The sequence below is a fragment of the Caballeronia glathei genome (genome assembly GCF_000698595.1).
Lineage (GTDB): Bacteria > Pseudomonadota > Gammaproteobacteria > Burkholderiales > Burkholderiaceae > Caballeronia > Caballeronia glathei.
Window position 1 is genome coordinate 135,062 of record NZ_JFHC01000006.1, and the last position, 13,690, is coordinate 148,751.

Here is a 13,690-nt window from a genome sequence, read left to right on the forward strand (position 1 = left end):
TGCGTGGACGCCCCTGAATGCGGGCATCGTTCCCTGGTGTTCTCTTCTGTTTGTTCAGCGCAGTCTTCGCGCCACGTAACACGCCGACGCGCCGATGATGATCACCCCCTTCACGATGATCTGCGCCTGCACCGGCAGGCCGATCAGGAGGACGATGTTGAACACGATCACGAGGATCGCGGCACCCGCGAGGCCGCCGGGCAGCGAGCCGCGCCCGCCCGAAAGCGCGAGCCCGCCCATCACGGCCGCGACGATCGAATCGAGTTCGAAGCCGCGTCCCACCCAGTTGTCGACGATGCCCACGTAGCCCGACAGCGCAAGCCCGGCGAGGCCCGCGAGCAGCGCACTGATCACGTAGCAGACGATGCGCACCGCATCCGGGCTCACGCCCACGAGCCGCGCCGCTTCAGGATTGCCGCCGACCATGTAGACGCGCCGTCCGAACGTCGAGAGATGAAGCAGCACGCCGAACACGAGCGCACACGCAACCAGCATCAGCACGCAGACAGGCACGCGGCCGATCGCGCCCGTGCCCATCGCGTGAAAGAGCGGCGGCACGTTGCCCGAGGGTGCGCCCTGCGTGTACGCGAAACGCATGCCCTGAAGCACGACGGCCGTGGCGAACGTCGCGAGAAACGGCGACACCTGGCGCTTCGTGACGAGCAGCCCGTTCAACAGGCCGGCGCACAGGCACATGACGAACGTCACGCCGAATATCGCGGGCGCGGACGCATCGGTTGCGTCGAACGCGGTCGCGATCACGGCGGCCGTCGCCATGACCGAGGCGACCGACAGATCGAGCCCGCCCACGAGGATCACGAACACCTGCCCGATCACCACGATGCCGAGCGGCGCGAACTGCACGAGCATGTTGACGACGTTGTCCGATCGCAGGAACGTCGGCGAGGAGATGCCCGATATCGCCACCAGCGCCACGAAGAAGAGGTAGATGCCGTAGCGTCGCGCGATCTCCATCGAGAGGTATCGCGTGAAGGGAGCACGCGCTTTCGTTGCGATCGAATTCATGCGGCCCTCCGCTTCTGTTGCATGTTCACCGACACCGCGACGATGATCGCCGCGCCCTGAACCACGAGTTGATAGTGCGAGGGGATGCCCGCGAAGTTGATCAGGTTGTTCAAGAGACTCAGCAGATAGACGCCGATCAGCGTGCCGATCACCCCCCCGCGCCCGCCCGTCAGGACCGTGCCGCCGACCACCACCGGCGTGATCGACGCAAGCGTGTAGTTCACGCCGAGATAGGGCTGGCCCGAGCCGAACTGCGCGGCGAGATACACGCCGGTCAGGCCCGCGCACAACGCGCTGAAGACATACACGAACAGGATGACGCGTGCCCTCGGAATGGCCGTGAGCGTCGCGGCCTGCTCGTCGTCGCCGACCATGTACACATAGCGGCCAAGCCGTGCGCGGCGCATGAAGAACGAGACGGCGAAGTAGAGCGCGACGACGACCGTCGCCGTGACGGGAATGCCGGCATAGCGCCCGTAGGCGAGGGCGTCGAAGCCGTCGGGCACACTGCCCGCGGGGCCGGTCGAGTAGTAGAGGATCGCGCCCTGGAGCAGCGCGCCCATGCCGAGCGTGACGATCAGCGGGTGAACGCGCAGCCACAGGATCAGCACGCCGTTGAGCAGTCCCACCGCGACCGATAGAACCAGCACCGCCGCGATCGCCGTGCTCCATCCGCCGTAGGCGTTGTCCGCGAGGCCGGACGTCAGCGTGGCCGCCACGCTGATGAGCGACCCCACTGAGAGGTCGATGCCGCCCGTGAGAATGGCGAGCGTCTGGCCGAGCGCGACGAGGGCGAGCCCCGTCGCCTGCTGATGCACGTTGAGCAGATTCGGCAGGGTGGCGAACCGGTCGCTGACGCAGGCGCCTGCGATGAGCAGGACGACGAGCAGTGCGCCCACGACGCAGGCGGCGCCGTTCGGCACGACGTGATGCCTGATCAGGTTGCTGCTGCTAGTTGACGAGAGCATGTCCGCCTCCTTCAGGCTGCACGTGCGAAGCGGTCGCGAGCCGCATGATGTCGTGCTCGGTCAGCCGCCGGCCGGTGAGCTCGCCGCTGATGCGCCCCTCGCGCATGACGAGCACGCGGTCCGACATGCCGATCACTTCCTGCAATTCGGAGCTGATCATCAGGATGCCGAGGCCGCGTTCCGTCAGTTGCCGCATGACGCGATAGATCTCGGCTTTCGCTCCGACGTCGACGCCGCGCGTGGGTTCGTCGAGGATGAGCACGCTCCTGCATACGCGCACCCAGCGGCTGATCAGGACCTTCTGCTGATTGCCGCCCGAGAGCGTCGCGACGCTCCCCGCGGGGCGCGCGCCCGCGATGCCGTATTCCCTGATCGACGCCGCTGCGGCCTCGCGCTCCGCACGTGAACGGAGCAGGCCGAAACGGGAGAACCGGTCGAGCGTCGTCGCGCTCACGTTTTGCGCGACGTTCAGGTACATGAGCAGCCCCTGCGACTTGCGGTCCTCGGTGACGAAGCCGAGCCCGAGGCGCATGGCGGCGGCCGGCGTCATGCGCGTGCGGCGCACGCCGGCGACTTCGATCGTGCCGTGCGACGTGCGCATCGCGCCGAAGATGCCCGAGGCCAGTTCCGTGCGGCCCGAGCCGACCATGCCCGCGATGCCGACGATCTCGCCCGCGCGCACGGTGAGCGATGCGTCGAACACGCGGTTGCCCACGTTCAGCTTGTCCACGCCGAGCAGCACGGCCGCATCGTCGGGAATGGCGGGCTTGGGCGGATAGATCTCCTTCATCTCGCGCCCGACCATCATCCTGACGAGACCCTCGCGCGTGGTCGCGCTCACCGCCTGCGTCGCGATCCTGCGGCCGTCCTTCATCACGGTGACGCGGTCGCAAAGCGCGAAGATCTCTTCGAGCCTGTGCGAGATGTAGATGATCGCGACACCCTTCGCACGCAGCACGCGAAGCCGCTCGAAGAGCAACTGCACTTCCTTTCCCGCGATCACGGCGGTCGGTTCGTCGAGCACGAGCACGCGGGTGTCGCCCGCCATCGCCTTCGCGATCTCGACCATCTGCTGATCGGCGACGGAGAGGTGCCTCACGCGCTCGCGCGGGTCGATCCGGACACCCAGTTCGTCGAGCAGGTTCGTTGCCTGCCGGTTCATCGCGCGTTGATCGATGATGCCGACGCGCGTGCGCGGCTCGGCGCCCGCGAAGATGTTTTCAGCGACCGTCGATTGCGGGAACAGCACGAGTTCCTGATAGATGACATGTATGCCGCGCCGCTTCGCGTGGGCGGCTGAATGCCACTGCACCGGCTCGCCTTCGAAGCGGATCTCGCCTTCGTCAGGGACGTACGCGCCGGCCATCACCTTCATGAGCGTCGACTTGCCCGCGCCGTTTTCTCCGACGAGCGCGTGGATCTCGCCCGCCCGCACGCCGAACGAGACGGCATCGAGGCTCTTCACGCCGGGAAAGCGCTTCGTCACGTTGACGACTTCGATCCTGTCGACGATATGCTGATCGCTCATTTCTCCCCCGGCAGCTTGACCTTGAACGTCGACGGGCTGTAGCCCGGCCCCATGCCGCCGTCGATGATTTCATCGGGCGGGCCCTTGGCGTCCACGATCTGATCGACGTACTGATCCGGATGCGGGACCGATGCTGTTTCGTCGCCGCGCGTGAGCGCGATCTGCGGGCTGATTTCGTAGATCTTCGGCAACGGCTGGCCGTCGAGAATCTTCAGCGCGACTTCGAGCGACGTGCGTCCCATCGAGGGCGGATAGCCGATTTCGAGCATCGGAATCCGGTACTTCAGCGCAAGCTGCAGCGGTCCGTTCAGGTCGGCGGTGGTGTGCGGGGGAATCTCGCCGGCCTTGAATCCCGCGGCGACGAAGGCGTCGATGGACCCGGCCACCGGCAGGCCGTGCGCGCACCACACCGCGTTGATCGTGTGCCCGTACTTCGCGATCATCGCCTGCATCTGCTGCTTGGCCTTGACCGGGCTCCAGTCCGAATAGACGGTGTCGAGCACCTTGATGCCCGGATACTGCGAGAACACCTGGCGCGCGGCGGTCTCACGGTCGGCGCTCACGCTCGAACCGGCCTGGCCCGCCAGCATGATGACATTGCCCTTGCCGTGCAGCTTCTCGACGATCCATTGCGCCCACACGCGGCCCATCATTGCATCGGAGCCGGTCACGAACGACACGAAGTTGTCGGATGAAATGCGCCTGTCGACCATGACGACCGGAATGCCCTGCTTCATCGCGCGGGTCACGACGGGATCGAGCGCCTTCTGCGTGTTCGCGCTCACGATCAGCAGGTCGACGCCGCGCGACACGAGGTCCTGAATGTCGGCGGCCTGCTTCGCGTCGTCCATGTTGCCGTTCGTGATGATCAGTTGCCTGATCACGTCCGGATGCTCCGATGCGGCCTTCATCAGCGAGTGCTGCATCACGACGCGCCAGCTGTCGCCGAGGCCCGCATTCGCAAAGCCGATCACGTACGGCGGTTTCTTCTTGAACCTGGCCGTATCGGAGAAGGGAATCTGCACCGCGGGATTGAAGAGGAACGTGCGCGGCGCGCCGCTGTAGTCCGCATGTGCGTTGATCGCGGGCAGAAACAACGCCGCCGCGACAGCGAAGCCGCTTGCACGGATGAAGCGAATCAGGCGATGCATGTATGTCTCCATGAAGGTATTGTTCTCGTCGATCCGCGCGCGCCTGTCCACGCGCCTCGTTGCACGTTTTCGTGCAGGCGTTTATTCGGATCGCGATCTATAATCGGGCGGTGCCGTCGCATGACAGCGAGCGTCTGGACGACGGATCAAATGTGGCATGAACGGAGCGGGGCATCTAGCAATTGCCATTACTAGTAATGGCAGTAACAGGGAAGTGCGAGGAGGCGCGAAGAATGGACAAGCAGCAGAGGCTGGACGAACTGGCTGATTTCTTGCGAACGCGCCGCGCGCGCCTTCGTCCTGAAGACATCGACTTTCCCGCGGGCAGCCGCAGGAAAACCCCGGGGCTGCGACGCGAGGAAGTCGCGGAGCGCGCGGGCATCAGCGTCACCTGGTACGCATGGCTCGAACAGGGGCGCGAAGTCAACGTATCTTTCAAGACTGTCGAAAGCCTTGCGAACGCGCTGAATCTTTCGCCGCATGAACGGACCCATCTGTTCGAGCTTGCCAACCATTACACGCCGCCCGGTCCCTATCCGATCGCGCAGAACGTGACCGACACCGTCCGGCGCATGCTCGATCAGCTGGGCAACATGCCGGCGTATGTCGTGGATGGAAACTGGAACTACGTGACATGGAACGAAGCGGCCGTGAAGGTGTTCACGGACTTTCGCAAGATGCCCGCGGGGCGCTGCAATCTGCTCTGGTTCACGTTTCAGCATGAGGGCGCGCGATCGCTCTTTCGCGGCTGGGATGCGTACGCGAAGTGCGTGCTTGCGCAGTTTCGCGGCGACTACATCCTTCGTCCTTCGGGAGAGGTGTTCCTGCGCGATCTGGTTGAAGAGCTGGCTGACACCGATGCGGATTTCTGCCGCTGGTGGGCCGAGCACGAAGTGCTCAAGCGCAGCGACTGGCGCAAGGTGATCGAGCATCCTGTTGCCGGGGTGCTCGAACTCGATGCGCTTTCGCTGGAGGTTCCCGACGCGCCCGGCATGCGGATCATGATCTACACGCCCGCGCCGTCGACGGACACGGCGCAGCGCATCGACGCGCTGATGAAGAGTTCGCGAACGGCGGCGAAGCCGTTCGAGGCGGCATCGGTGCTGGAGACGTTTCGAAATCCGCGGGCATCGGCGGCAGGGAAGGGCGCGTAGGCTTGACGGCGGGCAGTGCAATGCCCGCGTAACGATCGGCGTTTCCGGCGGCAGCTAGCGTTGAGTGCGAAAGCTGCGCGCGCGGGTCTCCGGTGCCTTCGCGGGTGGCTTCTCCAGTGCCTGCTCGCGTGCCTGATAGCCGCGAAACAACTCGGACACCGCCCGCACATCCGCGCACGCATGAAGCTGCTCGCGGAAGTGATGGTCGCAGAAGCGCTGCGCCACATCGGCCAGCAGATGCAGATGCATGCTGTTGCCCCATTCCGGCACGAGCAGCACGATGATGTCTTTTACCGGCTGACCGTCCGGTGCGTCGAACGCAATCGGGTCCGCCGGACAAACGTACGCCGCCATCGGCCGGTTCAGGCTCTGGATGTGGCCGTGCGGAAGCGCCACGCCCAGCCCGAGTGCCGTCGAACCCAATTCTTCACGCGCCGCGAGGGCCGCCGTGGTCGTCGTCGCGGGCAGCCCGCACCGTTGTTCGAAGAAATGGCCGAGCTCCGCGAAGAGCGCTGGCCGGTCGGCAATGTTCAGGCCGAGAAGCACATCATCCTGCGAGAGCAGCGTGGCGATGGAGTACGCTTCGGCGGCCGCTTCAGCCGGTCGGGCCTGTGCCTCTGCACGCGGCTGGAATTCCGCATGCATCACGTCGCGCCAGGCATCGGTAGGGGCGTCGGGGATTTCGAGCACGCGACCCATTTGCGCGGCGGGCACGAGGAGCGCGACACGCTGGATCGCATGGTTCACTTCGGCCTTCGGTACATAGAGCGACAGCCGCACGCGCCCGCAGTCGGGCAGAGGGGCGACGCGAATGGTCCACGGCTGGTCGCCGCAGTCGCGAATCAGGGCTTCACGAAGTGGAGTCACGTGCTCGGCGTCGAGCGTCACGTGCATCATCACGTTGCGGCCCGGCACACGGCCGGTCTTGCCGCGGGACACGGGCTTGCCCCGCTTGAAGAGAGCCCGCAGGCCGGCCATCGTGTGCAGCGCCATATCACCCACCGTTGTCAGTTGCCCTGCGTTCGTTGCGCCTCACGCAGCACGAGCCATGTCGGCATGATGCGCCTCGATGCGGCGCGACCACGTGGCAAACGCGCGGTCGGCTTTCGGCGGCCTGCTCAGAATCGCGCTGTCGTACCGCTTGCCAGGACGCCGGAAGAACGCGGCGATCCGAAAACCCTGGCGTCGATAGAATGCGATCAGATGCGCGGCGGGTTGCGGCGTGTCGAGCGCCAGCTCCGCGTACCCGCGTATGGCCGCCCAATGATCCGCGAGGGCCAGCATCAACTTGCCGATGCCTCGATCCTGATACGCCGGATCGACAGCGAACTGGCCAATGCTGGCAACGCCGTCACGGCGGTAGAGTTCGCAGCAGGAGTCCGGGTCGCGGGAATACAAGGTCATCGTTGCGACGATCCTGCCACCGCACAGCGCGATGTAGCAAGCCCCCCGCAAGGCGCGCTCGCGCGTGACGGTCGCCGGCTGATCCACACACGTGCAGTTGAGCCCCATCGACCCGAGCCGTGCAAACGATCGATGCAGCATGTCCGTCAATTCGTCGAATGAATCGTGCGCCGGATCGAAGCGCCTGAGTTCGACGTGACAATCACCGTGACGCTTGCGCGCAATCGGAACCGGAGTTGCTCTTTGAGTTGCAGGACGCATTTTCGTAGGGTCGCTTTGACGGGACAGGGCGCACGCACGTGGCGGGCTCGACTTCAGTACGCTTTCATTTCAGCAAACGCGGTATCAAGTCGCCGGTAAATATCCGGCCAGGCCCATAAAGATTTCGTCAACACGGCTCGGAAGCGAGACCGGATTCGGCGGTGGTCGCTGTCAGGTGGAATGCAAGCGTCATGGCGCACAAACGCCCGAGCGCTGAGCGCTCTGGCACGACTTCCAATTGGGGGCGGGGCGGATTTCGGCACAAAACGAACGTACGTGCGCTCCATTTCATGCGCCATGGCTTCGAGGCCGAAGCAGGCGGCCGGTCGCGATGTCGCCGGCCAGGAAAACGCCCGTGCTGCACCGCTGCGCTTCGGAGGTGGAGCGCACCGGCCGATTCCCGCGCTACTCGGACGGCCGCACGACGAGGACCGGCAGGTGACTGTGCGTGAGCACCTTCTGCGTCTCGCTTCCGATGATCAACCCGCGAATACCGCCGTGACCGTGAGACGCCATGACAATGAGATCGCAATCGCGCTGTTTTGCGGTGTCGAGTATCGCGTCGAAGGGATGCGATCCGCTCGCGGCGACCGTGTCGCACTGGACGCCGGCCTCGGACGCGATGTTCCTGACCGTCGTGAGATATGCCTCGGCGCGCTCGCGATCGGCGGACTGGAATTCGTCCTCCGTGTAGCCCACCATTTCGGCGCTGTAGATGGTCATATGAAACGGGCGCACCATATAAACGCCCGTCACCGTTGCACCGTTTTCCTTCGCAAGCGCCACGGCCATATGGATCGCCTTTTCCGACAGCACTGACCCGTCTGTCGGCACAAGCAGGTGCTTGAACATGATGACGTCCCTCCGAAATGCGTTCCGCGCCCGTGACGCGTTGCACGCTCCAAGGCTTACATATGAATTTCAGTATAGGCGACGGTGAGCAGAAGGACAGGTCGAACCCGCGCCCATGCAATAGCGGGTTTCGAGCTTGAGCGTGCCGCCCCGAGGCAGCCAGCGCCGTCCGTCGAATCCGGGTCGATGCGTCCGCGCACAGGCCGTGCACGAGGCGCACCACGGAGGAAAGCGAAAAACAATATTTGACGCCCCGTGTAACCAGGCAGCCATGGCCGACGAATTACAGGGAGATGGCGCACGTACTGCGCTGTTCGATTGCCATTCTCCTCGAGGTCATTGCCCATGAATATCATTCGCCCTCTGCGCACTTTCAGCGATCCCGCGTGGCTGACGGACCGATGGAGCCTGTCCCGATGGACGCCGCTGCCCTTGCGGCTGATCGTCGGGTACGGCTTCATGGCCCACGGCTACGCAAAAATAGTCAAGAATCCGGAGGCGTTTGCCGGCATCCTGCACGCGATCGGCGTGCCGGCGCCGCACTTCATGGCGTGGGCGACGATCGTCATCGAACTGCTGGGCGGCCTTGCGGTGATGGCGGGCGCATTCGTTCCGCTCGTCAGTCTGCCGATGATCGCCGTGCTCCTCGTTGCGGCGCTGACCGTTCATCTTCCCTACGGCTTTTCATCGATCAAGCTGATGGCCGTCACGGCGGCCGGCCCGCAGTTCGGCCCGCCGGGCTATGAGACCGATCTCCTTTATCTTGCCTGCCTGGTCGCGCTGGTATTCGGCGGACCGGGACCGTTCGCAGTGGACGGCTGGCGAGCTCGCGCCCGGAAGCCACGACGCGTGTGAGCGCAAGCGCATGTGAACCGCGGCGATCGGATGATGGGGAAGGGCGATGGCTGTAGAGGACGACATTGTGAATGAGCTTGCGCACCTGCGCCGCTACGCGCGAGCGCTGCTCGGTGACACTCGACGCGCCGACGATCTGGTGCAGGACACGCTGGAGCGAAGCCTGCGTTACGTGACGCAATTCCGTGCGGGCACGAATCTGCGTCGATGGCTCATGACGATCATGCACAATGTGTTCGTCAACGATCTGGAGAAGTACTCGCGCCAGATGCTGCACTCACTCGCGCAAGGCAGGCACGCGAGCGCTGCGTACGGAGTGCATGGCAACCAGATTCCCTATCTGGAGGTGCGGGACCTCGATTGGGCCTTGCAACGGCTGCCGCAGGAGCAACGCGAGGTGATACTGATGGTTGGACTCGAAGACATGAGCTACTCGGAAGTTGCGCTGACACTCGGCATTCCGGTGGGCACGGTAATGTCACGGCTCTCGCGCGGACGCGAGCGATTGCGCGCGCTCACGTCGCGCACGAGACCGGAGTCGAGACTCGGAGCGACTTCGACGTGATCCGTGAGGCGAGCGCCGAACCGGTGCGCCCCGTCGAGGAGCGGCTCAGAACCTTGCTGATGCACGCGCTCGCAGGCGACGTCGCGGCTTATCGCGCGTTCCTGCAAGACCTGACCGGACATCTGCGCGCATTCCTGCGCCGGCGTCTGCGCCATCTGGAACATGATGTCGAAGACGTCGTGCAGGAAATCCTGCTCGCGGTGCACAACGGACGCCACACGTATCGCCCGGACGAGCCGCTCACTGTCTGGGTCAATGCGATTGCGCGCTACAAGCTCGCCGATCATCTGCGTGCGCGCTCGCGCCGCGAAGCGTTGCAGGAGCCGCTCGACGACGATGACGAACTGTTCGCGGTGTCGGATACGCAACCCGCGCTCGCAAGGCGCGACGTGCTCAAGCTGCTCGACCTGTTGCCCGAGCGTCAGCGCCTGCCGATCGTGCATGTGAAGCTGCAGGGCTTGTCCGTCGAGGAAACGTCCCGCGTGACCGGCATGTCGGTGTCGGCGGTGAAGATCGGCGTGCATCGCGGACTCAGGGCGCTTGCGTTGAAGATTCAGAGGACCTACTGATGAAAACAGACGATCTGGTTTCGATGCTTGCCACGGGCGCAGCGCCCGTCGAACGACATGTCGCGGCGAAGCGCTTCGGGTGGGCGCTTGCGCTCGGCACGCTGGGAGCGCTCGCTGTCGTGGTGACCGGCTATGGCGTGCGCTCCGATATCGCCATGCTGCTGCACGTGCCCTTGTTCTGGGCGAAAGTCGCATGGCCCGCGTGCGTCGCGATCGCAGCGCTTGCCGCGGTGGCGCGCCTCGGGCGGCCCGGCAAGCCGGTCGGCGGCTGGTGGCTCGGCCTCGCCACGCCGCTTGCGCTCGTGTGGCTCGCGGCGCTCCTGCTGCTCTGGCTCGCGCCGCCTGGCATGCGTGAACATCTGCTGCTGGGCCGCACGTGGCGCTCCTGTTCCTTCAACATCGCGCTGATTTCGCTGCCCGCGCTTGCGGCGGCGCTGTGGGCCGTGCGCGGTCTCGCGCCAACGCGGCTTCGGCTGACAGGCGCGATCGCCGGACTCATGGCCGGAACGATCGGCGCGCTCACTTATTGTCTGCGATGCCCGGAGATGAGCGTGCCGTTCTGGGCCACGTGGTACCTGATCGGAATGTCGATACCGACGGCCGCCGGTGCCTTGCTGGGTCCGCGCGTGCTCCGGTGGTGAAGCGGCATTGAGAAAGCACCGTCCCGTTCCCGAAGCGGCCGCGACGGCCGCCGGCAGACGCCTACCACTTGTGCCGCAGACCGATCACCGCCGAGACCTGCGTCTTCGTGGTCGAAGGCGAAAGTGTATAGATCTGCGCGTACTGTGCGTCGCCCGCGGCCTTCTGGTAGATGCCCACGAGGAACAGGTCCGTGCGCTTGCTGACGAAATAGTCGACACCCGCATTCACCTGATGCCACTTCGGACTGTTGTCCTGCGGATGATACTGTCCCGTCGTGAAGATATAGGCGACGCCGAGCATCAGGTCCGGGCGTACGTAGTCGGTCAGCGAGACCTCGAAGTTCTGCAGCGTCAACCGCGACGTGTCGAGGTACTCGAACCGCGCGTTGGTGTAGAGCAGGGAAAGGCTGGCCGCCCCGAGCGCGTAGGCGCCACCCGCACCATACATGCGCTGCTTGCTCACGCCTGAGCCTGTTGCAGGATTCGTGATGAATGGCGATGAAAAACCATAGTCGCCCACCACCGCGCCGTTAGGATTGTTCGGGTCGTTCGGCGTGTTGACCTGGAGATACGCCACGCCGAGCGACAGCGGGCCGTTGCGATACTGGGCGCCCGCGCTGTACGCATTGTTGTCCGAGAAGCTCCCTGCCTTGTTCGAGAAGCCGTACAAGCCTTCGAACTGGAAGCCGCCGTACTCGACGCTTTTGTACTGCACGGCGTTGTTGAGGCGGAAGGTGTCGAACACGTTGTCGCTGTCGCCGATGTGCGCGCCGTACGCCGCGAACTGGCACGCCGACGAGAACACGCACAGCGTCACGGCTTCGTCGTATTGACGTCCGAATGTCACCGTGCCGAACGTGTTCGACGACAACCCGACGAAAGCCTGCCGCCCGAATTCGCGTCCGCCCTGAGAGAGCGAGCCGTTGCCGATGTTGTAGCCGTTCTCCAGCGTGAAGATCGCCTTTACGCCGCCGCCCAGATCCTCCACACCCTTCATGCCCCAGCGGGGCGTCTGCATCGGGCCGCTTGCGAACTGCCACGTCGAGTGTCCCTGCTTGTCGGCGCCTTTCTGATTGTTCGCATAGACGATGCCCGTCGAGATCAGGCCGTAAAGGGTCACGCTGCTTTGGGCGGACGCGGCCTGGCAGGCCAGCGCGGTTGCGGCAAGAACTAAGACACGTCGATTCATGATTTCCTTTGGAAGGGCTTGATTGGCAATGTTAATAACGGAATGTGAACCAGATGGAGAATTAGGAACGCGAAGTGATGGACCTGTACCGCGGAGCGTCATTGCCTGGTCAGCGCGTCGCTGCGGCCACGCTCCAAAGCCGCCCGAACTGAACGGCATCGTGTGGGGACGGCGCGCTGCATTTCTGTTCTGCCCCGATCTGCGAGCGATTCTTGCGGAACAAAATTCGCCCCGCCTAGCACCGAATTTGGCTCCCAGTGCCCTAATTTTTCGTGCGCCGATCGGGAAAAGGTGCGCGAATCGCGCACGGTTGCGTTCCTTTTCGATCCGATTCCGCGCGGGCCGGGTGAGCTAATTTCGGCATCGCTCAGCGCAAAAATTGATGCTTGCGGGGACACTTTTGGCTGCTGACAATGAATTCACCCGGCAACAGCAACACTGCGAAGAAAAAGACCGGTTTCCTTGAATCCATGAAGGACCATCGGAGGTGAAGATGTCAGTAATCGAGAATGCCGGTCGCCGGCGTTTGCTGCGGCTCACGTTCGCGGCGGGCGGCATGGCGGCAACGGGCGCACTGCTTTCGGTGCGCGCGTTCGCGGGCGACAGGGCAATCGTCAACATGCAGCTCGGCTGGGTGCCGGGCGGCAATCAGGTGGGCGAGATCGTCGCGAAGCGGCTCGGCTATTACGAGCAGGAAGGGATCGATCTGCGCATCCAGCCGGGCGGCCCGAACATCGACGGCGTCGCGATCGTCGCGTCGGGGCGCTTCGAAACCGGCGAGATCTCATCGAGCCCGTCGATCATGCTGGCGGTCTCCGAAGGCTTGCCGATCAAGTGCATCGCGGTCGGGCTTCAGCAGCACCCGTACACGTTCTTCTCGCTGAAGAAGAAGCCGGTGCGTACGCCGCAGGACATGATCGGCAAGCGTATCGGCATTCAGTCGACGGGCATGGTGCTGCTCAAGGCGCTGCTCGCGAAGAACAAGATCGCGGAAAGCCAGGTCAGGATCGTGCCGATCGGCGCCGACATGATGCCTCTTTTGAGCGGGCAGGTCGACGCGGTGACCGGCTGGCAAACCAACACCACGGCGCTCAAGCCGCTCGGCGCGGATCGCGTCGACTTGCGGCTGTGGGACACGGGTGTGCGTCTTTACGCGCTGCCGTACTACACGACGACCGACACGCTCAACGCTCATCCCGACACCGTCTCGCGCTTCCTGAAGGCGACGGCGCGCGGCTGGATCTACGCGAACGGGCACCGCGACCAGGCGGTCGATCTGCTCGTCAAGGAATACCCGAACCTGAACCGCGCGGACGAGCGCGTCGCGATCGATTCGCTGATGGGCTACGCGTTCGACCAGACCACCAGGACCCAGGGCTGGGGCACGATGGACCCGCAGGTCTGGGAAGAGCAGATTGCGATGTACGGCCAGCTCGGCCAGTTCCGCGCGCATCAACCGAAGGTCGAGGACGTCATGACGATGGACGTGCTCAAGGCCACCCATTCCTCCCGACTCACGGTGTAATC

General features: G+C 64.4%; 14 protein-coding genes. 6 read left to right on the forward strand and 8 right to left on the reverse strand.

Annotation, left to right across the window (positions count from 1 at the left end; genetic code table 11):
* Positions 1-54: 54 nt before the first annotated feature.
* The 4 genes from BG61_RS06815 to BG61_RS06830 are packed head-to-tail and all read right to left on the reverse strand — an operon-like array spanning position 55 to position 4,673.
* A complete protein-coding gene (locus BG61_RS06815) occupies positions 55-1,026 on the reverse strand; it encodes an ABC transporter permease (RefSeq protein WP_035930828.1) in 972 nt (323 codons plus the stop codon).
* Entirely contained in the window at positions 1,023-1,994 is a 972-nt protein-coding gene (locus BG61_RS06820; RefSeq protein WP_035930827.1) for an ABC transporter permease, read from the reverse strand. The genes BG61_RS06815 and BG61_RS06820 overlap by 4 nt, the downstream gene beginning before the upstream one ends.
* Positions 1,978-3,522 (reverse strand): sugar ABC transporter ATP-binding protein, encoded by a 1,545-nt coding sequence (locus BG61_RS06825; protein ID WP_051672334.1) that lies wholly within the window; start codon positions 3,520-3,522, stop codon positions 1,978-1,980. The genes BG61_RS06820 and BG61_RS06825 overlap by 17 nt, the downstream gene beginning before the upstream one ends.
* The gene (locus BG61_RS06830) at positions 3,519-4,673 is read right to left on the reverse strand and encodes an ABC transporter substrate-binding protein (RefSeq protein ID WP_035930893.1); all 1,155 of its coding nucleotides are present in this window, start codon (positions 4,671-4,673) and stop codon (positions 3,519-3,521) included. Before BG61_RS06830 ends, BG61_RS06825 begins: the two co-directional genes overlap by 4 nt.
* A 233-nt stretch (positions 4,674-4,906) precedes the next feature.
* Between BG61_RS06830 and BG61_RS06835 the strand changes: the two genes are divergently transcribed.
* On the forward strand, positions 4,907-5,827 hold the full coding sequence (locus BG61_RS06835) for a helix-turn-helix transcriptional regulator (protein ID WP_035930825.1): 921 nt from the start codon (positions 4,907-4,909) through the stop codon (positions 5,825-5,827).
* A gap of 54 nt (positions 5,828-5,881) precedes the next feature.
* Here the strand turns inward: BG61_RS06835 and BG61_RS06840 are convergent, their stop codons facing one another.
* The 3 genes from BG61_RS06840 to BG61_RS06850 all read right to left on the reverse strand — a co-directional run bounded on the left by BG61_RS06840 (position 5,882) and on the right by BG61_RS06850 (position 8,344).
* Entirely contained in the window at positions 5,882-6,820 is a 939-nt protein-coding gene (locus tag BG61_RS06840; RefSeq protein WP_063740962.1) for a PTS sugar transporter subunit IIA, read from the reverse strand.
* A 39-nt stretch (positions 6,821-6,859) separates the two neighbouring features.
* Positions 6,860-7,492, reverse strand: coding sequence for a GNAT family N-acetyltransferase (locus tag BG61_RS06845; RefSeq protein ID WP_035930823.1), 633 nt, complete (start codon positions 7,490-7,492; stop codon positions 6,860-6,862).
* A gap of 405 nt (positions 7,493-7,897) precedes the next feature.
* Positions 7,898-8,344 carry a universal stress protein gene (locus BG61_RS06850; protein WP_035930822.1) on the reverse strand — a complete coding sequence of 149 codons (447 nt, stop codon included), beginning with the start codon at positions 8,342-8,344 and terminating at the stop codon, positions 7,898-7,900.
* A gap of 345 nt (positions 8,345-8,689) precedes the next feature.
* Between BG61_RS06850 and BG61_RS06855 the strand changes: the two genes are divergently transcribed.
* From BG61_RS06855 to BG61_RS06870, 4 genes are read left to right on the forward strand one after another with little or no spacing between them, the layout of a single operon-like run.
* Positions 8,690-9,199, forward strand: a complete 510-nt coding sequence (locus BG61_RS06855) for a DoxX family protein (RefSeq protein WP_051672335.1) — start codon at positions 8,690-8,692, stop codon at positions 9,197-9,199.
* 46 nt (positions 9,200-9,245) lie between these two features.
* Positions 9,246-9,764 carry a sigma-70 family RNA polymerase sigma factor gene (locus BG61_RS06860; RefSeq protein WP_035930821.1) on the forward strand — a complete coding sequence of 173 codons (519 nt, stop codon included), beginning with the start codon at positions 9,246-9,248 and terminating at the stop codon, positions 9,762-9,764.
* Positions 9,761-10,333: a sigma-70 family RNA polymerase sigma factor gene (locus tag BG61_RS06865; protein WP_051672336.1), complete on the forward strand. Its 573-nt coding sequence runs from the start codon at positions 9,761-9,763 to the stop codon at positions 10,331-10,333. Before BG61_RS06860 ends, BG61_RS06865 begins: the two co-directional genes overlap by 4 nt.
* Complete coding sequence (locus tag BG61_RS06870; RefSeq protein WP_035930819.1) at positions 10,333-10,974, forward strand: DUF1109 domain-containing protein; 642 nt, start codon at positions 10,333-10,335, stop codon at positions 10,972-10,974. Before BG61_RS06865 ends, BG61_RS06870 begins: the two co-directional genes overlap by 1 nt.
* A 61-nt stretch (positions 10,975-11,035) precedes the next feature.
* Here BG61_RS06870 and BG61_RS06875 read toward each other — a convergent pair whose 3' ends face one another.
* The gene (locus tag BG61_RS06875) at positions 11,036-12,163 is read right to left on the reverse strand and encodes a porin (RefSeq protein WP_035930817.1); all 1,128 of its coding nucleotides are present in this window, start codon (positions 12,161-12,163) and stop codon (positions 11,036-11,038) included.
* A gap of 493 nt (positions 12,164-12,656) precedes the next feature.
* Here BG61_RS06875 and BG61_RS06880 point away from each other — a divergent pair, with 493 nt between their 5' ends.
* Positions 12,657-13,688 (forward strand): ABC transporter substrate-binding protein, encoded by a 1,032-nt coding sequence (locus BG61_RS06880; protein WP_035930816.1) that lies wholly within the window; start codon positions 12,657-12,659, stop codon positions 13,686-13,688.
* Positions 13,689-13,690 lie beyond the last annotated feature (2 nt).